The organism is Camelimonas fluminis (assembly GCF_014656355.1).
Classification (GTDB): domain Bacteria; phylum Pseudomonadota; class Alphaproteobacteria; order Rhizobiales; family Beijerinckiaceae; genus Camelimonas; species Camelimonas fluminis.
Map to the genome: position 1 here is coordinate 53,816 of NZ_BNCG01000019.1, position 20,677 is coordinate 74,492.

General features: G+C 65.7%; 17 protein-coding genes. 11 read left to right on the forward strand and 6 right to left on the reverse strand.

Going from position 1 to position 20,677, the window contains the following annotated elements:
• Window positions 1-155: 155 nt before the first annotated feature.
• Together dnaG and IE243_RS16860 are read right to left on the reverse strand one after the other, a co-directional pair.
• Entirely contained in the window at window positions 156-2,111 is a 1,956-nt protein-coding gene (gene dnaG, locus IE243_RS16855) for a DNA primase (protein WP_191320583.1), read from the reverse strand.
• A gap of 196 nt (window positions 2,112-2,307) precedes the next feature.
• Window positions 2,308-2,763, reverse strand: coding sequence for a GatB/YqeY domain-containing protein (locus tag IE243_RS16860; RefSeq protein WP_191320564.1), 456 nt, complete (start codon window positions 2,761-2,763; stop codon window positions 2,308-2,310).
• Window positions 2,764-2,954: 191 nt separating this feature from the next.
• Between IE243_RS16860 and carA the strand changes: the two genes are divergently transcribed.
• Window positions 2,955-4,148, forward strand: coding sequence for a glutamine-hydrolyzing carbamoyl-phosphate synthase small subunit (carA, locus tag IE243_RS16865; protein WP_191320565.1), 1,194 nt, complete (start codon window positions 2,955-2,957; stop codon window positions 4,146-4,148).
• Between the two features lie 180 nt (window positions 4,149-4,328).
• Here carA and IE243_RS16870 read toward each other — a convergent pair whose 3' ends face one another.
• Window positions 4,329-4,940 (reverse strand): HdeD family acid-resistance protein, encoded by a 612-nt coding sequence (locus IE243_RS16870; RefSeq protein ID WP_191320566.1) that lies wholly within the window; start codon window positions 4,938-4,940, stop codon window positions 4,329-4,331.
• Window positions 4,941-5,502: 562 nt separating this feature from the next.
• Here IE243_RS16870 and carB point away from each other — a divergent pair.
• From carB to IE243_RS16910, 8 genes are all read left to right on the forward strand, one after another.
• Complete coding sequence (gene carB, locus IE243_RS16875; protein WP_191320567.1) at window positions 5,503-8,826, forward strand: carbamoyl-phosphate synthase large subunit; 3,324 nt, start codon at window positions 5,503-5,505, stop codon at window positions 8,824-8,826.
• A gap of 387 nt (window positions 8,827-9,213) precedes the next feature.
• Window positions 9,214-9,687, forward strand: a complete 474-nt coding sequence (greA, locus tag IE243_RS16880) for a transcription elongation factor GreA (RefSeq protein WP_191320568.1) — start codon at window positions 9,214-9,216, stop codon at window positions 9,685-9,687.
• 304 nt (window positions 9,688-9,991) lie between these two features.
• Window positions 9,992-10,534 carry a hypothetical protein gene (locus IE243_RS16885; RefSeq protein ID WP_191320569.1) on the forward strand — a complete coding sequence of 181 codons (543 nt, stop codon included), beginning with the start codon at window positions 9,992-9,994 and terminating at the stop codon, window positions 10,532-10,534.
• Window positions 10,535-10,696: 162 nt separating this feature from the next.
• Window positions 10,697-11,767, forward strand: coding sequence for a mitochondrial fission ELM1 family protein (locus tag IE243_RS16890; protein WP_191320570.1), 1,071 nt, complete (start codon window positions 10,697-10,699; stop codon window positions 11,765-11,767).
• 132 nt (window positions 11,768-11,899) lie between these two features.
• A complete protein-coding gene (trxB, locus tag IE243_RS16895; RefSeq protein WP_191320571.1) occupies window positions 11,900-12,865 on the forward strand; it encodes a thioredoxin-disulfide reductase in 966 nt (321 codons plus the stop codon).
• A 141-nt stretch (window positions 12,866-13,006) separates the two neighbouring features.
• The gene (locus tag IE243_RS16900) at window positions 13,007-13,897 is read left to right on the forward strand and encodes a LysR family transcriptional regulator (RefSeq protein ID WP_191320572.1); all 891 of its coding nucleotides are present in this window, start codon (window positions 13,007-13,009) and stop codon (window positions 13,895-13,897) included.
• Window positions 13,898-14,113: 216 nt separating this feature from the next.
• Window positions 14,114-14,410, forward strand: a complete 297-nt coding sequence (locus IE243_RS16905; RefSeq protein ID WP_191320573.1) for a hypothetical protein — start codon at window positions 14,114-14,116, stop codon at window positions 14,408-14,410.
• A 541-nt stretch (window positions 14,411-14,951) separates the two neighbouring features.
• Window positions 14,952-15,209 (forward strand): hypothetical protein, encoded by a 258-nt coding sequence (locus tag IE243_RS16910; RefSeq protein ID WP_191320574.1) that lies wholly within the window; start codon window positions 14,952-14,954, stop codon window positions 15,207-15,209.
• Window positions 15,210-15,587: 378 nt separating this feature from the next.
• Here IE243_RS16910 and IE243_RS16915 read toward each other — a convergent pair whose 3' ends face one another.
• Together IE243_RS16915 and IE243_RS16920 are read right to left on the reverse strand one after the other, a co-directional pair.
• On the reverse strand, window positions 15,588-17,288 hold the full coding sequence (locus tag IE243_RS16915) for an AMP-binding protein (protein WP_191320575.1): 1,701 nt from the start codon (window positions 17,286-17,288) through the stop codon (window positions 15,588-15,590).
• 262 nt (window positions 17,289-17,550) lie between these two features.
• A complete protein-coding gene (locus tag IE243_RS16920) occupies window positions 17,551-18,753 on the reverse strand; it encodes a pyridoxal phosphate-dependent aminotransferase (protein WP_191320576.1) in 1,203 nt (400 codons plus the stop codon).
• Between the two features lie 530 nt (window positions 18,754-19,283).
• On the opposite strand from IE243_RS16920, the gene IE243_RS16925 reads away from it, so the two are divergent.
• A complete protein-coding gene (locus IE243_RS16925; RefSeq protein ID WP_191320577.1) occupies window positions 19,284-19,535 on the forward strand; it encodes a hypothetical protein in 252 nt (83 codons plus the stop codon).
• 70 nt (window positions 19,536-19,605) lie between these two features.
• Here IE243_RS16925 and IE243_RS16930 read toward each other — a convergent pair whose 3' ends face one another.
• Window positions 19,606-20,319, reverse strand: a complete 714-nt coding sequence (locus tag IE243_RS16930; protein ID WP_191320578.1) for a class I SAM-dependent methyltransferase — start codon at window positions 20,317-20,319, stop codon at window positions 19,606-19,608.
• A gap of 177 nt (window positions 20,320-20,496) precedes the next feature.
• Here IE243_RS16930 and IE243_RS16935 point away from each other — a divergent pair.
• Window positions 20,497-20,677, forward strand: a 181-nt coding sequence (locus IE243_RS16935; RefSeq protein ID WP_191320579.1) for a hypothetical protein, incomplete at its 3' end; no start/stop codon positions are given.

The following is a 20,677-nucleotide window of genomic DNA, read 5'->3' on the forward strand; positions in this document are numbered from 1 at the left end:
TTACAAATCGTTGCGCCATCCGCCGGCCCGGCCACGTCATCGCCGGGCGGGAATTTCATCGCCGCGCGCAACCGCCTCCAGCCGGCCGGACCAGGCGCTTGCGCTGATATGACGCGAATCATCCGCAGCGGAGAGCCAGGCAGGGGCGACGTTTGTCACCAGCGACCTTCATCAGCCTGGGCTTCTGCCCCTTCCAGGGTCGTCAGCCGGGCCTTCACGTCGCACAGCCAGCTGAAATTCGCTTCAGACTCCTCCTCTGCGAAGGCGCGCTCCGCAGCCGCCAGTTCGCTATGTAGAGCGCCGGAGCGGCTTTGCAAGGTCATGGCCTGGCGCAGCATGCCTTCCACGTCGATGCGGTCGGCTTCAGGGGCAAGCGCCCAGGCGGCCCCCGCCGCCATGCGTTTGCGCAGGCCGTCCAGCCGCGCCAGCAGGCCGGCGTCCTGCACCGCGCGGCGCAGCGCCACGCTGTAATCCTGATCGGCGCCGTGGGCGGCGATGCAGTCGAGCAATCCGGCCGCGGCGCGACGCGCCTCCGGGCCCCGGAACTCCAGCGCCGCAAGTTCTTCGCCATGATCGGCCAGCAGATCCGGATGAGCGATCAGCAGGGCGACGATCAGCATCTCGCGCGGAAACTCCGCCGAGGCGGCGAAACCTGGATGCGCCGCCAGCGACGCGCCGGGGCTGATCTGGCCGGCCGCGCCGCGCCCGCCCCTGCCGCCAGACTGAAATCGCCCGCCGCCGCTTCCCTGCCGCCAGCCGCCCTGTGGGTTCCCCTGCCAGTTGCCCCTGCGCCCGCTGAAGGCGCGTTCATCCCGCCCCTGGGCTCCCGGCATCAGCGCCGCGACGCGCATGTCGATTTCCGCCCGGTAGTGACGGCGCACCGTCTCATCCTGGATGCGGAACACAACGTCGCGCAGCCGGTGCTCCAGCGCCGCGCGCTGGTCCGGCGTGTCGAGGGCTCCGGCCTCGGTTTCCCGCGTCCACAGCATGTCGATGAGCGGAACCTGAACGCCCAGGGCCGCCAGCACCGCCTCGGGGCCGCCGGCGCGCAACAGGTCGTCCGGGTCCTGCCCCTCGGGCAGCAGCACGAAATTCACGGACTTGCCCGGCGCCAGCAGCGGCAGCGCCACATCGAGAGCGCGAAAGGCGGCGCGCCGGCCAGCCCTGTCGCCATCGAAGCACAGCACCGGCGCATCGACGGAACGCCACAGCAGGGCCAGATGATCGGGCGTCATCGCCGTGCCGAGGGTCGCCACGGCCTGGGGCGCGCCAGCCATGTCGAGGGCGATGACGTCGACATAGCCTTCAGCCACGATGATGGGAAATGGCGCGCGGGCGTCGCCGCCGCCATGCACGGCCTTGCGGGCGTTGTGGAAATTGTAGAGCAGCGCGCCCTTGTGAAACAGCGGCGTCTCGGGCGAGTTCAGATATTTGGGCTGGACGTCGGCCGCCATGGCCCGGCCGCCGAAAGCCACCGGCCGGCCGCGCGCGTCGCAGATCGGAAAGATCACCCGGTCGCGAAAACGGTCATAGGGGGTGGGGATGTCCTGGCCGGCGATCAGCAGGCCGGCGTCGATCATCGCCTCGACGGAAACGCCCTTCGCCGCCAGGGCGTTCTGCAATTCATGCCGGCCGGCCGGCGCGTAGCCAAGACGGAAGCGGCGGCGCACGTCCGGCCCCAGGCCGCGCCGGTCCAGATAGTCCCGCGCCCGCGCGCCGCGCTCCGTGGTCAGCTCATATTCAAACCAGCGCGCCGCCAGTTCGACGATCTCGTGCAGACCCTGACGCTTCTCCTCGCGCCGGGCGTCCTCAGGCGTCTCGCGCGGCAGGCTGACGCCGGCCTCGGCGGCAAGGCGCTCCACCGCTTCGCCGAAGCTCAGCCCTTCCGTCTCCATGACGAAATTGAAGATGTCGCCGTTGCGGCCCGAGGAGAAATCGAAATAGCGCTGCTTGTCGTCATTGACGAAGAACGACGCGGTTTTTTCGGCGTTGAACGGCGACAGCCCCTTCCATTCGCGCCCGGCCTTCATCAGCCGCACGCGCCGGCCGACAACCGCCGAGACCGGCAGCCGCGCCCTGATTTCATCCAGAATCGACGGTGGAAAACGCATCGGCCTGTCACAAAAATTGATGGCGGAGACGACGACCGCCTCCGCCTGAAAAACCGGCATGGAAAACTACCACACCCGCAACGCGTTTCCGCGTCACTTTCATTTCCGCTCTGGAGCAGCGGACCTGCGGCGCCAGACGGATCCGGTCAAAGCTGGCGCGCCGTCTGCATTTCAGACGAAACGCCGCAGCCGGAGTTCACGCCGACAGCGCCGCCTTCACCGCCGCGCTGGCCTCGGCGAAATTCATCTGGCCGGTATATTTGGCCTTGAGCGCCGCGACGACTTTTCCCATATCTTTCATGGATGCGGCGCCGGTTTCGGCGATCGCCTCGCGAACGGCGGCGCCAATGGCGGCGGAGTCCATTTGCGCGGGCATGAAGCTTTCCAGAACGCTGATTTCACCGAGCTCCTGGTCGGCGAGTTCCTGGCGGCCAGCCTTGGCGTAAATGTCGGCCGCCTCACGGCGCTGCTTCACCATTTTCTGCAGCAACGCCAGGATGTCGGCGTCGGACAGGGGCTCGCGACCATCGCCGCGCGCCGCGATGTCCTGGTCCTTCAGGGCTGCGGTGATGAGGCGCACGGCGGCGAGCCGCATCTTGTCGCCGGAGCGCAGGGCTTCTTTCTGGGCGGTCGCAAAGGCCTCGCGCAGCATGATAAATCTCCGCTCTTTGAGCTCTTGTCGTTGACGGCTGCGGACGCTCACCCTAAGTGTCCGCTCAAATCTGATGAAGTCGGGCATGCATGATCGCCGGCGCCGCCACGAACGAACCCACGTTCGGGGCGACGAACGGCGGTCAGGGCGCGCGCCGCGACCGGAACCCCGGACTTAGGACAATGGCGACCATGCTTCAAGACAGCACCACCGGCTGGAGCGAACCGACAGCCACCGCCCTGCTGGTTCTCGCAGACGGAACCGTCATCGAAGGCTACGGCATTGGCGCCGAAGGCCAGCGCGCCGGCGAAGTCTGCTTCAACACCGCCATGACCGGCTACGAAGAGATCATGACCGATCCTTCCTACGCCGGCCAGATCATCACCTTCACGTTCCCGCACATCGGCAATGTCGGCGTCAATGACGAGGACATCGAGTCGGTCAACGCCGCTTCGGCCAACGGCGCCACCGGCGTCGTGCTGCACGCCGACGTCACCGGGCCGGCCAACTGGCGCGCCACCCGCCACCTGGACGCCTGGCTGAAGGCGCGCGGCATCGTCGGCATCACCGGCGTCGACACCCGCGCCCTCACCGCGCTGATCCGCGACAAGGGCATGCAGAACGCCGTCGTCGCCCACGCGCCCGACGGCAAATTCGACGTGGCGGCGCTGAAGCGGGACGCCGCCGCCCTGCCCTCCATGGTCGGCCTCGACCTGACCCCCGGCGTCAGCACCACCCAGCGCATCGACTGGACGGAAGCGACCTGGAGCCTCGATAACGGTTACGGTGTTTCGGGCGCCCCCAAATATCACATCGTCGCGCTCGATTTCGGCGTGAAGCGCAACATCCTGCGCCTGTTCGCCGGGCGGGACTGCAAGGTGACGGTGGCGCCGGGCAATTCTTCGGTTGAAGACATCCTCGCCCTGAAGCCGGACGGCGTGTTCCTCTCCAATGGCCCCGGCGATCCGGCCGCCACCGGCCAATGGTCGCTGCCGCTGATCTCGGAGCTGGTGGAGCGGCGCGTGCCGACCTTCGGCATCTGCCTCGGCCACCAGATGCTGGCGCTGGCCGTCGGCGCGAAAACCGTGAAGATGCGTCAGGGACACCACGGCGCCAATCATCCGGTGCAGGATCTCGACACGAAGAAGGTCGAGGTGGTGTCGATGAACCATGGCTTCGCCGTGGATCGCGGGTCGCTGCCGGCCAACGTCAAGGAGACGCACGTGTCGCTGTTCGACGGCAGCAATTGCGGCATCGCCCTCACGGACAAGCCGGCGTTCTCGGTGCAGCATCACCCGGAAGCCTCGCCCGGCCCGCGCGACAGCCACTACCTGTTCGACCGCTTCCTTGAGCTGATCGACGCCGAGAAGGCCCGCGCCGGCTGAACTGGCCTGGCGTCGAAGGCGCTCTGGCGCCCTGGAGCGAAATTTCCACCCGTGGAGCCGCAGGACGGCTTCACGGATGGGAAAATTCAACGCAAAAAAGAAACGCCGGCGACCATTCGCCGGCGTTTCTTTTTTATCGAAGAGACCTGCCAGCCCCGAAGAGACCTGCCAGCCCTGAAATCAGGCGGCCTTGCGGGCCGCCAGGGCAAGGGCGATGAAGGCGATGCCTTCCGACAGCAGCTCGATGGCGAAGAACAGGCCGAGCACCCAGATGCCCGATGCCGGCCACTGGCCATAGATCATCACGCCAAGGACGATCGACAGCAGGCCGCTGAGCAGCAGCAGCCACCAGTTACCCGCCGGCCGCACCTGGAAGGCCATGATGCAGCGCAACACGCCGATCACCATCAGCGCCACCGCCACCATCAGCGTCAGCGTCAGGGCGCCCAGCACCGGGTTCCAGATGACGATGGCGCCAGCGACCATGTAGAGCACCGCAATCAGCAGGTGGAGCGCGAAGGGGCCCCAGTTTTTCTCACTGAAAGCGTCAACGACCTGGGCGCCGCCGCCCACCAGCAGCAGGGCGCCGATCCACCACACGGTGACAAGGGTCAGCCACGGCAACATGACGAAGCCGATGACGCCCAGCGCCGACATCAGCAGGCCCAGCGCCAGCAGCCAGCCCCATTTGTCGCGCAGACGTTTGCGCAATCCCGTAAAACCGGGCGTCAGGCCGGGGGTCAGGCCAGACGGAGCCGGGTCACGCGGGGTCGAATTGGATGTATCTGTCATGGTGCGCCTCCACTTCGCCGGACAACCGCCCGATGCGGAGCCGGTCCCTGCGGCGGGGTGCGTCCGGCGTCACGCCGCGTCGCCCTGTCATGCCGCCGGGATGTCCGTGCCGTCCGGCGCAGCGGACCATGCCTTGCCAGAAAGTAAATACGGACTCGCCACAATTTGTCCGCTTTCCTTTCTTCGCAAGGCGGAAAACCGGAAAATCCGGCCGGATGGTTAAGGCGGAGATCACAAACACTTCACAAACGACCGCAAGGATGACGCTTCAGGCCTTCCCTCGCGCGCGGATATCGTCTAAACGACGTCGATCCCGGGCCTGGCGCGCCATATCCGGCTGCCTCCGACCCCACGCCAGTCCGAAGGACGCAACGCGGCGCATTGCCCGCGCCGCGGCCTTTTTTTATGCGCGACGGCCCGAGATCATGCACAGGATCATACGCTTGCACCGCCGGGCGCCGCGCCTTGCCTGCAGGTCACGGTGATCGCCCTATAACGGCGTTCCGTCGTTCTCCCCCGTGGAGGGCGGCGTGAGACGCGCCTGGCTGATAAAGCGGACCCGATGCCCAAACGCACTGACATCTCCACGATCCTGATCATCGGCGCCGGCCCCATCGTCATCGGTCAGGCCTGCGAGTTCGACTATTCGGGAACCCAGGCGTGCAAGGCGCTGAAGGACGAGGGCTACCGCATCGTTCTGGTGAACTCCAATCCGGCGACGATCATGACCGATCCGGATCTGGCGCACGCCACCTATATCGAGCCGATCACGCCGGAAGTGGTGGCGAAGATCATCGAGAAGGAGCGGAACGTCATTCCCGGCGGCTTCGCCCTGCTGCCAACCATGGGCGGCCAGACGGCGCTGAACTGCGCCCTGTCGCTGGAGCGCATGGGCGTGCTGGAGAAATTCAACGTCGAGATGATCGGCGCCACCGCCGACGCCATCGACAAGGCGGAAGACCGCGAGCGCTTCCGCGAGGCCATGACGAAGATCGGCCTCGACACCCCCAAGTCGCACCATGTGAAGACGCTGGCGGGGGCGCTGGAGGCGCTGGACGACATCGGCCTGCCGGCGATCATCCGTCCGTCGTTCACCCTCGGCGGCACCGGCGGCGGCATCGCCTACAACAAGGCCGAGTTCATCGACATCGTCGAGCGCGGCATCGACGCCTCCCCCACCAGCGAAGTTCTGGTGGAAGAGAGCGTGCTGGGCTGGAAGGAGTACGAGATGGAGGTGGTCCGCGACCGGGCGGACAACTGCATCATCGTCTGCTCGATCGAGAACATTGATCCGATGGGCGTCCATACCGGCGATTCCATCACCGTCGCGCCGGCGCTGACGCTGACCGACAAGGAATACCAGATCATGCGCGACGCCTCGCTGGCGGTGCTGCGCGAAATCGGCGTCGAAACCGGCGGCTCCAACGTGCAGTTCGCCGTCGATCCGGCCAACGGCCGCATGATCGTCATCGAGATGAACCCGCGCGTGTCGCGCTCCTCGGCCCTGGCCTCCAAGGCCACCGGCTTCCCGATCGCCAAGGTCGCCGCCCGCCTCGCCGTCGGCTACACGCTGGACGAGATCGACAACGACATCACCGGCGGCGCCACCCCGGCGGCCTTCGAGCCGACGATCGACTACGTCGTCACCAAGATTCCGCGCTTCGCCTTCGAGAAGTTCCCGGGCGCTGACCCCACGCTCACCACCGCCATGAAATCGGTGGGCGAGGCGATGGCCATCGGCCGCACCTTCCAGGAAAGCCTGCAGAAGGCGCTGCGCTCGCTCGAGACCGGCCTGAACGGCCTCAACGAGATCGAGATCCCCGGCCTTGGCCAGGGCGACGACAAGAACGCCATCCGCGCCGCGCTCGGCACGCCGACGCCAGACCGCCTGCTGGCCGTGGCCCAGGCGCTGCGTCTTGGCGTCGACGCCCAGCAGATCCACGAATCCTGCAAGATCGATCCGTGGTTCATCGCCCAGATCAAGGGCATCACCGACACCGAGGCGAAAGTCCGCGCCCATGGCCTGCCGGAAACGCCGGTCGCCTTCCGCCGGCTGAAGGCCATGGGCTTCTCCGACGCCCGCCTCGCCACCCTCGCCGGCCTCAGCGAAGCCGAGGTGACGAAGCGCCGCCGCGCCCTCGACGTGCGCCCGGTGTTCAAGCGCATCGACACCTGCGCCGCCGAGTTCGCCTCGCCGACCGCTTACATGTATTCGACCTACGCCGCGCCGTTCGGCGCCGCCGGCCCGGTGAACGAGGCCGAACCGAGCGACCGCAAGAAGGTGGCGATCCTCGGCGGCGGCCCCAACCGCATCGGCCAGGGCATCGAGTTCGACTATTGCTGCTGTCACGCCGCCTTCGCCCTTGAGGACGCGGGTTACGAGACCATCATGGTCAACTGCAACCCGGAGACGGTCTCCACCGACTACGACACCTCGGACCGGCTGTATTTCGAGCCGTTGACCGCCGAGGACGTCATCGAGATCCTCGATCTGGAGCGCAGCCGCGGCCAGTTGCACGGCGTCATCGTGCAGTTCGGCGGCCAGACGCCGCTGAAGCTGGCCAACGCGCTTGAAGAAGCCGGCATCCCGATCCTCGGCACCTCGCCGGACATGATCGACCTCGCCGAGGACCGCGACCGCTTCAAGCGCCTGCTGGACAAGCTGGGTCTGAAGCAGCCGAACAACGGCATCGCCTATTCGGTGGAGCAGGCGCGTCTGGTGGCGGGCGAACTCGGCTTCCCGCTGGTGGTGCGCCCGTCCTACGTGCTGGGCGGCCGGGCCATGGCCATCCTGCGCGACGAGACGCAGCTCAATGATTACATCTTCGAGACCCTGCCCGCGCTGGTGCCGCAGGACATCAAGATCCGCTATCCCAACGACAAGACGGGACAGATCAACACCCTGCTCGGCAAGAACGCCCTGCTGTTCGACGGCTACCTCTCCGACGCGGTCGAGGTTGACGTCGACGCGCTGGCCGACGGCGAAGAGGTGTTCATCTGCGGCATCATGGAGCACATCGAGGAGGCCGGCATTCATTCGGGCGACAGCGCCTGCTCGCTGCCGCCGCGCTCGCTGACGCCGGAGATCATCGCCGAGCTGGAGCGCCAGACCACGCAACTGGCGAAATCGCTCCAGGTCGGCGGCCTGATGAACGTGCAGTACGCCATCAAGGACGGGGTCATCTACCTGCTTGAGGTCAACCCGCGCGCCTCGCGCACGGTGCCGTTTGTCGCCAAGGTCATTGGCTCGCCGATCGCCAAGATCGCCGCCCGGGTGATGGCCGGCGAAAAGCTGGCGTCGTTTGGCCTCGAGAAGCGTGAGCTGGACCACATCGGCGTCAAGGAATCGGTGTTCCCGTTCGCGCGCTTCCCCGGCGTCGACATCGTGCTCGGCCCGGAAATGCGCTCCACCGGCGAGGTGATGGGCCTCGACACCAATTTCGGCGTGGCCTTCGCCAAGAGCCAGCTTGGCAGCGGCACGGCGGTGCCCACCGCCGGGGCGGTGTTTGTGTCGGTGCGCGACGGCGACAAGGCGCGCATCCTGCCGACCATGCGCTCACTGGTGGAGATGGGCTTCGCCCTCAAGGCGACCTCCGGCACCCAGCGGTTCCTGACGGAAAACGGCGTGGCCTGCGACCGCATCAACAAGGTGCTTGAAGGACGCCCACATGTGGTCGACGCCATCAAGAACGGCGGCATCCAGCTGGTGATCAACACCACGGAAGGCGCCCAGGCGCTGCAGGACTCCCGTTCGCTGCGCCGCGCGGCGCTGCTGCACAAGGTGCCCTATTACACCACGCTGGCGGGCGCCATCGCCGCCGGCGAGGGCATCAAGGCCTATCGCAGCGGCGAACTCCAGGTGCGGGCCCTGCAGGAATACTTCTGAGAGCCTGTTCGCGGACGCCGCCCGCGTCCGCGACGACCGCCAGGGTGTCTTTTTTGCGATAGCGCTCCACCTCCGGCTTTGCCCCGCAGGCTTGATGCGCGGGCCAGTCCGGGGCAAGCTGTACGCAGACATACAGTCCGGGAATCATGATGCGCTCCCGACCGGCGACGGTCGGGGCGCTTGTATATTGTCTGGCCCGGACTTCTCCATGGCCAGGTGCGTCAGGCTTCGCCCGCGCATCAGCCTTCGTACGCGGCTCACGCGTTTGCCTCCGGGCGGCGCGATGTCCGTTCCGCCTGAAAATGCTCCGTCCGGGCCCGCCAGGGCATGTTGCGTTCATCGGAACCAGCCCTGGAGCGGGCCCGATTTACAGATACGGGTGTATGTATGGAAAAAGTTCCGATCACGACCTCTGGCTATGCAGCGCTGGAAGAAGAGCTGAAACGTCGCCAGCAGGTGGAGCGTCCGCGGATCATCACGGCGATCGCCGAGGCGCGCGCGCTGGGCGACCTGTCGGAAAACGCCGAGTATCACGCCGCCAAGGAAGCGCAGAGCCTCAACGAGGGGCGCATCCTTGAGCTGGAAGGCCTGATCTCGCGGGCCGAGGTGTTCGACACCTCGCGCATGAGCGGAACCACGGTGAAATTTGGCGCCACGGTCACCCTCGTCGACGAGGACACCGAGGAAGAGAAGATCTACCAGTTCGTTGGCGAGCCCGAGGCCGACGTCAGCAAGGGCAAGGTGTCGATCAAGTCTCCGATCGCCCGCGCCATGATTGGCAAAAGCGTTGGCGATTCCGTTGAGGTAAATGCCCCCGGCGGCGGCAAGTCATACGAAATCGTCAATATCGCCTTCATGTGATCGGGCCCGACGTCAGTTCACGAGGATGCTGACGCACTGGCGATCTGCAGGGCGCGTCTTCATGTGACGCATTTCCTTTCAGGAAACGCCATGACGCCCTGGAACAGACCGAAGGACCCGCCGGCGCCAGCATCTGGCGGGTCCTGATATTCACGATCACGCGCGGAACCCGGAATTTCCGGACGCCGGACGACGTCATGTGTGTTGCCGCACATGGTTATTGCCCCGGACTTCTTATGTCGACGTTGACCTGATCCGCGCAGCCGACCCTGTCGCCGCGGGCGCAACATCGCGATGCCTGTCCATGCTTTCTCCAGTTTCCACTCTCGCACGCCGTTTGCTGCTGGCCATGACGCTTGGTCTCGCCGTGGCGGGCGGTTTTGTTCTTGCCCCCGCGTTGAGCGGCCAGGACCGGCCGGCTGCCCGTTCGGCGACTGAATACGCCTCGGTCACGATCGACACCGCGCCGCTGGGCGCCTCGCTCTATGGCCCGACAGGCGAGCGGCTGCGCGCCATGATGCAGGCGGAAATGAAACGCCGCTTCAGGATCACTGGCGACGCGGCGAAGCCGCGTCTGGTCGTTCGCGTCACGGAAATTGTCATCCCGGCCAATTTTGGCCTCGACAACCAGTCCGGCGGCGCCAGCCTGCAGACCACCGACCGCATGGATGGCGAAACCCTGGTGCTGGCCCCGGACGGCAAGGTTCTCCATCGCTATCCGGTGACCGTCACCGCCCCTTCATCGACGGCCCAGGGCGAGAGCGGCGTCGAGGCTGACTTCCGCCGGCTTGGCGACCTGGTGAAATCATTCGCAAGCTGGAGCGCGCGTTACGCAAGCAACCCGTGACGGCTGGCCTGAACGCCGGTGTCGGCGCTGACGTCGCCTTCCCCCACGCAGAACCGGCGCCATGCCTGTCGCGCTGGATTCAGGCGCTCCCGGACGCGGACGGCATGCATTTCACCGGGGCGCGCCTTATACAGGACCAGCCATCGAGAAGCGGAGGGCGGCATGACCAGGGAGGCGGGGCTTCAGGCGACCGGGACTGACGCGGCGTCCCGGCTTGCGCCAGCCGGAACCAGCATTCCCGCGACCGCCTGGGCGCTCAGCGACGGCAAGGCTGGCGACGAGTTGCAATGCGCCGCGGTAATCGAAGCCCTGGGACTGACGCCGGACATCCGCAGGGTGGCGCCGCGCCGCCCCTGGGCGTGGCTGGCGCCGCGCGGCCCCATTGACCCCGCCGAGGCGCCAGAGCAGCCCGGCAGCCCGATTGGCGGCGCGTTTCCCGATCTGCTGGTGGCCTCCGGTCGCCGCGCCATCCCCTATGCGCGGGCCGTGCGCCAGCTCTCCGGCGGGCGCACGTTCACGGCCATTCTGAAGGACCCGCGCGTCGACCCAGGCGTCGCCGACTTTATCTGGGTTCCCGAGCATGATTCCCTGCGCGGGCCCAACGTGCTGGCCACCCTCACCAGTCCACACCGGCTGTCGCCACAACGTCTCGCCGGCGCCCGGGCCGCGCCGCCGCCCGCGCTGGCGGAGGCCCTGCCCCATGACGGCCGCCGGCGCGTCGCCGTGCTGGTGGGCGGCGACAGCCGCCGTCATCGCTTCACTACCGCCAGCATTGCTGATTTCTGCGCCCGACTCGCCAGCCTGGTCGCCAGCGGCTCCTTCCTGATGGTCACCACGTCAAGACGGACGCCGCCAGCCCTTGCCGAAGCGACGCGCGACCTCATCGCCCGGTATGGCGGCTATCTCTGGGATGGCGCCGGCGAGAACCCCTATCCCGCCATGATGGCGCTGGCGGACGCGGTTGTCGTAACCACCGACTCCACCAACATGATTGGCGAGGCCGCCGCCACCGGACGGCCGGTGCTGACATTTTCGCCCAGCCCCGATGACCGCAAAACCCGTTTCCTGCTCGACGGGCTGAAAGCGCGCGCAGTTGTGCACGAATTCACAGGAACGCTTGCAGGAGACGCATACCCCCCCATAAACTCGACGCCAATCATCGCTGATGCAATCATGAGGGCGTACGCGCAAGCGCGCACGCCCCGCGCGACGTTGGCGTCGCCCTACAACTGACCAGGAGCATCTCCAGCGAACCATGGTTCACCGGAAATGCCACACCTATCCAATCTGATGCATTTTCTTCACGGAAAGTGGAGGCCACTTTTCCCGAAAATGCTCTGACAGGCGAGAGTTTCAGGCGACACAATGGCCAGCAAGCACACCAAACTGCTGATTATCGGCTCCGGCCCGGCCGGCTACACTGCTGCAATCTACGCGGCCCGCGCAATGATGGAGCCTGTGCTGATTTCCGGCTACCAGGCTGGCGGCCAGCTCACCATCACCACCGATGTGGAAAACTACCCTGGCTTCGCCGAGGCTATCCAGGGCCCCTGGCTGATGGAGCAGATGCGCGCCCAGGCTGAGCATGTCGGCGCCCAGCTTGTTTCCGACTACGTCACTGGCGTCGACGTCAGCGCCCGGCCGTTCACCGTGACCTGCGACAGCGGCGATGTTTATGCCTGCGACGCCCTGGTGATCGCCACCGGCGCCCAGGCGCAGTGGCTGGGCCTGCCCTCCGAACAGGCGTTCCAGGGGTTTGGCGTCTCGGCCTGCGCCACCTGCGATGGCTTCTTCTTCCGCAACAGGAATGTGGTGGTGGTCGGCGGCGGCAACACCGCGGTCGAGGAAGCGCTGTATCTGGCGGGCCTCGCGGCGAAGGTGACCCTGGTGCACCGGCGCGACAGCCTGCGCGCCGAGCGCATCCTGCAGGATCGCCTGTTCCGTCATCCGAAGGTTGAGGTGATCTGGGACAGCGTGATCGAGGAGATTTGCGGCGGCCAGAACCCGCCCGGCGTCACGCACGTCAATCTGCGCAACACGCGCACGCAGGAAGCGCGGACCGTTGAGACCGACGGTGTGTTCATCGCCATTGGCCACAAGCCCTCCAGCGAACTGTTCGCCGAGAGCCTGAAAATGAAGGCCGGCGGCTATATCTGGACCGCGGCGGACTCGACCGCGACCAGCGTGCCGGGCGTATTCGCCGCCGGCGATGTCACCGATGACGTCTTCCGCCAGGCGGTGACCGCCGCAGGCATGGGCTGCATGGCGGCGCTGGAAGCAGAACGCTGGCTGGCCGCCAGTGAGACGGAAACCGCGAAAGCGGCTGAATAACGCCGCAGTTGATGGAGCGCGACGCGCCGCGATCGCCGGGGAGGCCCCGGCCGCGACGCGGCGTGATCAAGAAAGCCGGACGCGCAGCCAGCAAGGCGGAATCAACCGGAGCGCGCCGGCGGACAGAGGGAACGGAACGTCATGGATTGGGACAAGATCAGGATATTTTACACGGTCGCAGAAGCCGGAAGCTTCACGCGCGCGGGCGATGATCTGGGTCTCAGCCAGTCGGCGGTGAGCCGTCAGGTCAGCGCCCTGGAGCGGGAGTTGAAGGCGCCGCTGTTTCACCGGCATGCCCGTGGTCTGATCCTCACCGAGCAGGGCGAGCTGCTGTTCCGCACCGCACGCGAAATGACCATGCGGCTCGACGCCACCCGGGCCCGCCTCACCGATTCACGCGAGCGGCCCTCCGGCGAGTTGCGCGTCACCACCACGCTGGGGCTGGGCGCCGCCTGGCTGACGCCGCGGCTTGGCGAATTTCTCGACCTGTACCCGGACGTGAAGATCGATCTGATCCTCACCGATGAGGAACTGGACCTGTCGATGCGCGAGGCGGACATCGCCCTGCGGCTGCGCCAGCCGGTGCAGGGCGATCTGATCCAGCGCCGGCTGTTCGCGGTGCATTTCCACGTCTACGCCTCGCAGGACTATGTGAAGCGGCACGGACTTCCGGAAACCCTGGAGGAAATCGACCGGCACCGCATCATGAGCTATGGCGGCACGGTGCCGCCCTTCCTGGCCACGGCGCAATGGCTGGCGACCGCCGGCCGCGATCCCAAGGGTCCACGCCCTTACCAGATGATCGTCAACAATATCTCGGCGCTGAAGCGCGCCGTCGACGTGGGCATCGGCATCGCCGTGCTGCCGGACTATCTGGTGGAGCCGACCTCTGGCCTGGTGCAGGTGTTGCCGGCCAATGAATTGCCAGCCCTCGATTCCTATCTGGTCTATCCGGAAGAGATGAAGGCGGTTGCGCGCGTGCAGGTATTCCGCGACTTTCTCATCAGCAAGGCGCAACGCTGGTCCTACTGACATCCGGACCGGCAAAGGAAATCTCCGTTCTCCACCAGAGCACGTCCGGCGCGCCCCGCGCCGGATCACTGTTTCCGGCGTGATGCAACCATTGCTCCGGATGCAGCCCCGCGTCGCGAAACTGGCCCGCGAGCGCGCGACCTCCCCAAATGGGAATGCCACAGGACTCCGGAAACGGCGATAACCAGGGCCCTCCTGTCAATCGGGGCCCTTGCGATGACGTCCACACCGTCCTTTTGCACACTGTCCTTTTGCCGTCAGTACGCCATTCCGCGCCTGATTGCCGTGGTCCTTGCCGGAGCCATCGGCGCGACCAGCGCCATCCAGATGGTAGACGCGGCGCAGGCTACCGGGCTGCAGACGCCCAGAGACTGCGCCGCCGCCGTGGGAGGCCAATGCGCCGTCGGCACGGCCTTCCTGCTTCCCCGGGCCAACGCCGCCGCATCCTACGAACGTTGCCTCACCCAGGTTTACCGGGCGTGCGCGAACAGCGACGCTGCGCGGCGGCTCTGACCCGGGAGCCCGCCCCAAAAGCCTGCCCAGGGGACACCCGCGCCAGGAAACACGCGCGCGACGCGGGCGGACGACCAGCCAACAACCGGGTCCTCACGCTCCATGACGCCTGGGACCCATGACGCCAGCCCGAATGGGCCCACATGAGGACAACGCACATGGCGCACGCACGTTTGCTTGCATTCATTCCGCTGATCGCCGCGCTCGCCGCAGCCAGCGCGTCAGCCCAGGCTGAAGGGACCCCGCCCCGTTACGGGGACGCCGCATCTTGCAGCGCTGCAGCATCCAACGGCTGCAAACGTTTCGCCAATCCGATCAATTTCAATAATTGCCACCAACTCGTCTTCGACGCCTGCATGACGCGAAACAACCATCCCCGCCATTGAAGCGTTATCCGGTAAAACGGACGCTGTTTTTCGGCAGAAAGACGCGTGCGGCCAGGTGGATGAACAAAACTCCCGTTCCGCATGAACGGGTTTGGCAATGCGCTATCGCCCCCGCCCCCGATGATCCGGCGGGCCCCGCCATGAGGCGTCACGTCATGACAGACATCGTCCACGCATGTGTCGCCGCGACCGCCATACTGACGGCCTCGATCGCGACGCCCGCCGCCGCCGGCAATCCGATCAGTTCGGCCCCCTTTGACCTGTGCGACGCACAGGCAACCAGGAAATGTGGGCGCTTCTCCGAACTCTCGCGCAACTTCTGGAAATGTTACGATCCTGATTTTGACGCGTGCATGGAAACTTTTCGGCCACGGGCAGCCGCCCCCGCCGGGACATCGGGAAGCCAGCTCTGAAGCAGAAACAAGGGAGCCCTGTTTGAACGCGGGCTCGCTGCTGCCTCCAGATCTCGCAGTTCCGTGACTACATGCCTCGCGCGCATGGCAGTCATGACGCGTCGTAACTTGCCAATTCCCCCCCTGCAGTCAAAATGACATACGGTTGAAAACAGTCCTCCGCACCGCCTCCCGGCGTTGAGTTCAGTTTTCACCGTTCCCCTCTGGAAGTGTTCCGTTGTTCACGGAACAACTCAGGTCGGGTCCCTTAAATGGAACCCGACCTTTTTTCTGTTCACGCACCACTTCACTACCGTGTGATCGGAATGGTTGAGACGCCGCTTGCTGCCCGGGCCAGTATTGCGCGGCGTCTGTCGTCCGGCCCTGGCGCCGCGCTTCTCAGCCGCCGTCGCGCAAGGCCCGCCGCAACACCTTGCCCACATTGGTCTTCGGCAGCTCCGCCCGGAAGATAACCTGCTTCGGCGCCTTGTAGGCGGCAAGGCGCTCCCTGGCGAAGGCGCGCAGTTGGTCCTCGGTCAGGCCTTCATCCTGCTTCACCACATAGGCGACGACGCGTTCGCCGCTGTTGTCGTCGGGCGCGCCAACCACGGCGGCCTCCAGCACGCCAGGATGGCTGGCGAGGACTTCCTCGACCTCATTGGGATACACATTGAAGCCGGACACCAGAATCATGTCCTTGGCCCGGTCGACAATGCGGAACTGCCCGTCCGGCTGCATCACCGCCACGTCGCCGGTGCGGAAATAGCCATCCGGCGTCATGACCTTGGCGGTTTCATCCGGGCGGTTCCAGTAACCTGGCATCACCTGCGGGCCCTTCACACACAATTCGCCTGGCTCGCCAGGCGGCAGATCGTTGTTGGCTTCATCGCGGATCACCACCGACGTTGATGGCATCGGATAGCCGATCGTGCCGGAAAACTCCTCCAGGGTGGGCGGATTGGTGGTGACCACCGGCGAGGTTTCGGACAGGCCGTAACCCTCCAGGATCGGCTTGCCGGTGATCTCCTTCCACAGCTTCGCCACCGGCGCCTGGGTCGCCATGCCGCCGGCGACGGAAAACGCCAGATGCGAGAAGTCGACGCTGCGGATCTCCGGATGGTGCGCCAGGGCGTTGTACAGGGTGTTGACCCCGGACATGCGGGTGAACCGGGCGCCCTTGAGCGTCTTGACGAAGCCGTCAATGTCGCGCGGGTTGGCGATCAGCAGCGAGCAGCCGCCCGATTTCAGCATGAACAGGCAGCAGGCTGTCAGGGCGAAGATGTGATAGAGCGGCAGCGCCGTCACCATCACCGGATCCGCTTCGCCCTCGCCGCCAGCGTTAAACCACAGATAAGCCTGCAACACATTGCTGGCGACATTGGCGTGGGTGAGCATCGCGCCCTTGGAGACGCCGGTCGTGCCGCCGGTATATTGCAGGAAGGCGCGGTCGTCGCCAGTCACCGCCACCGGCGGCAGGGACTTGCCCCTGCCCTGTGACAGCGCCTCGGCGAAACGGACAGCCCCCGGAATATCCCAGGCCGGAACCGCTTTTTTGATGTAGCGCGAGACGGCGGTGACGATGAACCCCTTGAAACCCATCAGGTCGCCAGGGGCCGCAACCAGCACCCGGTCCAGGTTCAGCCGCGGCAGCGCGTGCTGCACCGTGACGGCGAAGTTCTCCAGCACCACCAGTACCCGGGCGCCCGAATCGTTGAGCTGGTGCTCCAGTTCACGGGGCGTGTAGAGCGGGTTGACGTTGACCACCGTGCAGCCGGCGATCAGGGCGCCAAACATGGCGACCGGAAACGCCAGCACGTTCGGCATCATGATGGCGACCCGATCTCCCTTCTTCATCCCGGAGGCCTGCAGCCAGCAGGCGAACGCCTCCGCTTCCCGCTTCAGGTCGGCGAAGGTCAGGCGGGAGCCGAAACTTTCGTATGCAGGACGGCTGGCGTAGGCAGCGACGCTATTGCGAAACAGGTCGACAAGCGTTCCCACCTGCGCCGGATCGATATCCGCCGGAACGCCCGGCGGATAGTGCTGCAACCAGGGCCGGTCCTGCCCAACCGCAACCGCAACCGTTGCCGAAACCTCGTTCATCCTGCCCTCCGCAAGTCGCGCGTGCGCGCGCCGTGAACCGGCGCCTCGTCGCGCCGGAGCGTAAGTATCTGCGCAGACTAGCTGTTACAGACCCTGCGGTCGACACGACGAAAGGACGAACGGGCGGCTGACCAAAGAAAAAGGCCGCCCTGAGGGCGGCCTCGAAAAAGGTGACCGGAACGGCTCCCCGAAATCTCCGTTCCCTCGCGGGTCGGGAGATCCCGGCTCTGGAAACCTGTGGCGGCTCCCGTCCGGAAACGCCTCAGCGCAGCGACGCGCAGAAGCGCTGGATGCGGGTGCAGGCGTCTTCAAGAACAGCGGTCGACGTAGCGTAAGAGACGCGGAAGTTCGGGCCGAGACCGAACGCCGAGCCATGAACGACCGCGACGCCTTCCGACTCAAGCAGAGCCGTGACGAAGTCTTCGTCATTGCCGATGACCTTGCCCTCGGGGGTCTTCAGGCCAATGGCGCCGGCGCACGACGGATAGACGTAGAACGCGCCTTCCGGGGTCGGGCATTTGAGGTGCTGCGCCTGGTTCAGCATCGACACCACCAGGTCGCGACGCTCCTCGAAAGCCTTGCGGAACACGTTGAGGTGGTCCTGCGGGCCGTCAAGCGCCTCAACCGAAGCCCACTGGGCGATGGTGCAGGCGCCCGAGGTCTGCTGACCCTGGAGGGTGTCCATGGCCTTGATCAGGTGCTCCGGGCCAGCAGCGTAGCCAATGCGCCAGCCGGTCATGGCGTAGGACTTGGAGACGCCGTTCATGGTCAGCGTGCGGTCATACAGCTTTGGCTCGACCTGGGCGGGCGTGACGAATTTGAAATCGCCATAGACCAGGTGCTCGTACATGTCGTCGGTCAGCACCCAGACATGCGGATGGCGCAGCAACACGTCGGTCAGCGCTTTCATCTCGTCCTGGCTGTAGGCCGCGCCCGACGGATTCGACGGCGAGTTGAGGATGACCCATTTGGTCTTCGGGGTGATGACCCGGTCAAGTTCAGCCGCCTGAAGCTTGAAATTGTCCTCGATGCGGGTCTCGGCGAACACCGGCGTACCGCCGCACAGGGCGACCATCTCCGGGTAGCTCACCCAGTACGGGGCCGGAATCACCACCTCGTCGCCCGTGTTGATGGTGGCCATCAGGGCGTTGAACAGGATCTGCTTGCCGCCGGTGCCGACGATGGTCTGCGACGGCTTGTAGTCGAGACCGTTCTCCCGCTTGAACTTGCGGGCAATGGCCTCGCGCAGCGGCTGGATGCCGGAGACCGGCGGATAGCGGGTCTCGCCACGTTCGATAGCGGCGATGCCGGCGCGCTTGATGTTCTCCGGGGTGTCGAAGTCCGGCTCGCCCACCGAGAGCGAGATCACGTCGCGACCCTGCGCTTTCAGGTCGCGCGCTTTTTGCGTCACCACGATCGTGGCGGAAGGCTTCATGCGGCCGAGAGCGTCGGAAAGGAAAGCCACGACTGATCTCCTTAAACAGTCAGGTGAATTGTCCCGCCTCCTGCGGGGGCGGGTTGATGTAAGCCCGCCCGCTGGCGCGCGCAAGCGCCGGATACGAAGATGCGCCATGCAAGATGCGAATTTCAGCGCTCCTGCGCGAAAATCAGCAAACAGAGACATTAGTTGTCATGGATCGCGAAAAAGTCGGGAACCTGGCGTCGCGTCAGACGTTCATGTTTCATCAAGGTTAATGAACGCCGCGTCGTGAAAGCCCTGATTGCGGTTTCCTTGCGGAGCAAGATAACGCTCCTGGAGCGAATGCGCGCCACATAAAACGGTGAAATCGCTTCATCTTTGATTTTAACGCACTTTTCCCGCGCGGGGCGGCGTTTGCCCTCGATGGAGATGTGCTGGCAATTCTGCGCCTTTGCACGCCGTGCGCGAGCGCACCGCGCCCCTGGACGACCTGACGCATTGTCATCGCCAGAAGGACGGCGGCGCAACAGCCTGCAGGGCGATGGCCGAAACTGGAAATTGACGGAGTCAGCGACATGCAAGCCAATGACCCGATTCGCATTGAAGAATTCACCCGCAACGCCGCCCCTGGCGCGTTCACCCCGGCCGGCGTCAGCCGCGTCGAAGCTGGCCGGCAGTTCCGTTTCTCGCTGGTGCTTGTGCTGACGCTGGTGGCGGGCACCATCGCGGCGGCGGCCACGATGCCGCTGGGCTCCATGCGGATGGACGGACCGCAGATCGCCCACAACGATGACGCCGGCGACCTGACCTATACCGTGGTGCGTTAGAACGCTTTCCGATCAGCCGGAACCGGCTGATCAATCAGAATGCGTCCACAACAGGCAACCACTCCTGGATTCACACCCTTACGTCGCGGCGCCTGACGGCGAAAACGCTGGCGCCGGTAACCTTGCGCCAGTGGTGGGGCCGGATGGCTGCCTGGCGCAACTGCGCCTCCGTCACGTGACGGGTCAGATCATAATCTGACGGCATGTCGAACAGCATGCCGAGAGTCTGCCCGATGAACGCCCGGCCGAAATTGCGGTAATGCCGGAAGGCGCCAAAGCGCCCGGCTTTTTCCGCGTCGCTGCCCAAGGCGATGTTGTCGCGAAACTCCTCCCCTTCCACGGGAACGGAGAACATCAGCACGCCGTCGTCAGTGAGCGCGCGGGCCAGGCGCAGCAGCACCGCCGAATAGTTGCATTCGATGTGCTCGAGCACATGGTTCATGACGATGATGTCGTACGTCGCTTCCGGCAGGGAAAACACGTCGCGGCACAGGTCGAATGGCTGCACGCCAAGGCCGGGATAGTTCTCCGGCGCGATGTCAACGGCGCGATAGTTGCCTTGCGACAATGTCCGCAAAAACTGCGACAGCCCGCGCTCGGGCGCGAAATGCAGCACATTGGCGCCGGATCGCGGCGCCAGGTCGCCCTGCAGGCGCAGCGCGCAGACGCGCGTGCGCTCCAGCGAGCCGCAGCCGGCGCAGCGCACTTTGGGGCGCTCCGGCATGTCCACGAAACGCTCGCCGCCGCAAATATTGCAGCGCAGCCGGGTTGCATCCGTCGTCATCTCCGCGCTCCGTGGTCCGAGGCGTTGTCAGGCAACCAGACTGGCGGACGCCGGCCTGGACAGATATTCATGGTTCGCAGGTAAAGGAGAGCGGCGGCTTCTGGCAAGCGCCGCTGGCCATACAGGAGAAAAACGGCCCATGATCCATTCCATGGACCAGAAACCGGGCGTCGCCGCATGACGACGCTGGCGACCTCCGCCGACATCGCGCCTGCCCAGCTGGCGCGTGAGGCCCTGACCGCGTTCGCCGCCCCCGATCTGCTTCCAGAAGAGCGGCCCGCCGCCATCGAACGGGCCGTGCGCGCGGCCGCCGGCGCCAGCGTCGACCTGGCAGCCGCCTATGGGGCGCTGCATGGTC

What these genes read in the sequence shown, in the direction of transcription:
- IE243_RS16925 (WP_191320577.1), top strand. Translation starts at nt 19,284, where the DNA reads ATGCAAGCCAATGACCCGATTCGCATTGAAGAATTCACCCGCAACGCC.
- IE243_RS16885 (WP_191320569.1), top strand. Translation starts at nt 9,992, where the DNA reads ATGCTTTCTCCAGTTTCCACTCTCGCACGCCGTTTGCTGCTGGCCATG.
- greA (WP_191320568.1), top strand. Translation starts at nt 9,214, where the DNA reads ATGGAAAAAGTTCCGATCACGACCTCTGGCTATGCAGCGCTGGAAGAA.
- carA (WP_191320565.1), top strand. Translation starts at nt 2,955, where the DNA reads ATGCTTCAAGACAGCACCACCGGCTGGAGCGAACCGACAGCCACCGCC.
- IE243_RS16870 (WP_191320566.1), bottom strand. Translation starts at nt 4,940, where the DNA reads ATGACAGATACATCCAATTCGACCCCGCGTGACCCGGCTCCGTCTGGC.
- IE243_RS16900 (WP_191320572.1), top strand. Translation starts at nt 13,007, where the DNA reads ATGGATTGGGACAAGATCAGGATATTTTACACGGTCGCAGAAGCCGGA.
- trxB (WP_191320571.1), top strand. Translation starts at nt 11,900, where the DNA reads ATGGCCAGCAAGCACACCAAACTGCTGATTATCGGCTCCGGCCCGGCC.
- IE243_RS16890 (WP_191320570.1), top strand. Translation starts at nt 10,697, where the DNA reads ATGACCAGGGAGGCGGGGCTTCAGGCGACCGGGACTGACGCGGCGTCC.
- IE243_RS16860 (WP_191320564.1), bottom strand. Translation starts at nt 2,763, where the DNA reads ATGCTGCGCGAGGCCTTTGCGACCGCCCAGAAAGAAGCCCTGCGCTCC.
- dnaG (WP_191320583.1), bottom strand. Translation starts at nt 2,111, where the DNA reads ATGCGTTTTCCACCGTCGATTCTGGATGAAATCAGGGCGCGGCTGCCG.
- IE243_RS16905 (WP_191320573.1), top strand. Translation starts at nt 14,114, where the DNA reads ATGACGTCCACACCGTCCTTTTGCACACTGTCCTTTTGCCGTCAGTAC.
- IE243_RS16930 (WP_191320578.1), bottom strand. Translation starts at nt 20,319, where the DNA reads ATGACGACGGATGCAACCCGGCTGCGCTGCAATATTTGCGGCGGCGAG.
- IE243_RS16915 (WP_191320575.1), bottom strand. Translation starts at nt 17,288, where the DNA reads ATGAACGAGGTTTCGGCAACGGTTGCGGTTGCGGTTGGGCAGGACCGG.
- IE243_RS16910 (WP_191320574.1), top strand. Translation starts at nt 14,952, where the DNA reads ATGACAGACATCGTCCACGCATGTGTCGCCGCGACCGCCATACTGACG.
- carB (WP_191320567.1), top strand. Translation starts at nt 5,503, where the DNA reads ATGCCCAAACGCACTGACATCTCCACGATCCTGATCATCGGCGCCGGC.